This window comes from Methylobacterium crusticola, assembly GCF_003574465.1.
Taxonomy (GTDB): domain Bacteria; phylum Pseudomonadota; class Alphaproteobacteria; order Rhizobiales; family Beijerinckiaceae; genus Methylobacterium; species Methylobacterium crusticola.
This window is the reverse complement of the sequence record NZ_QOWC01000496.1, coordinates 1-818: the sequence shown is the minus strand read 5'-3', so window position 1 is coordinate 818 and position 818 is coordinate 1. Positions and strand designations below refer to the sequence as shown.

General features: G+C 80.8%; 1 protein-coding gene. It reads right to left on the bottom strand.

Going from position 1 to position 818, the window contains the following annotated elements; translation table 11 throughout:
• Positions 1-235: 235 nt before the first annotated feature.
• Positions 236-818 (bottom strand): DNA-binding protein (locus tag DT057_RS35090; RefSeq protein WP_128566580.1); only part of this gene is annotated, 583 nt, incomplete at its 5' end.

Below are 818 nucleotides of genomic sequence, written 5' to 3'. Positions count from 1 at the left end.
GCCCGGGCGGGCCGGGTTCGGCGCGCCCGCACCGGCGCGCCGGCGCGGGCGCCGCGCGGCCCTGGGCTTCCCGTCCATGATCGTCCTCCCGGCCGCTCGGTGTTCTTATTTCGCGGGCTGAACGTCATTCTGGAACGGAAACGGCCCCGGGAGCAAGCCCCGCGGCGCCGCGCCGCCCCTCCCCGGGGGCTCGGGGAGGGGCGGCATCAAGCGCCCGGCCGGCCGGGCGCTCGCCTCAGAAGGCCTGCTTCTCCCGCACCGTCCCGTCGAGGCCCACGTGCAGCAGGCGCTCGCGGCCGTCCGCCCCCTTGGCCGCGACGTCGAGGTGGCGCGGGCCGCGGCCCGCGACCCGGATGTCGGTGTAGCCGGCCGCGGCGACGGCGGCGGTCAGGGCCGGCACGTCGGGCCTGGCCCCGAGGCCGACGCTCTCCCGGGCCCAGTCGAGGGTGCCCGGAGGCGGGCCGCCCCGCGCCAGGACGACGCGGCGGCCGTCGCCGTGCGTGAGGGCGGCGGCGCGCAGGGCCCCCTTGTCGAAGCGGCCCTGCACCGTGACGGTCTCGCCCCGGGCGACGAGCCCGCCGCCCTCCCCGGCCCGGCCCGTCTCGACGAGGGCGCGGCCGGTGGCGTCCTGGAGGATGAACGTGCCGCCGTAGACCTCCGCCACCTCGCCCCTCGCCGCGATGGCGCCGGAGGGCACGAGGGCCTGGATGGCGACCGGCGCGACGGGCGTGAGCGGCGCCGGGCCCTGGCGGGCGAGCGAGAGCCCGACGGCGCCGAGCGCCAGCGGCGCGGCGAGCGCGGCGGCGACGAGGCCGCGG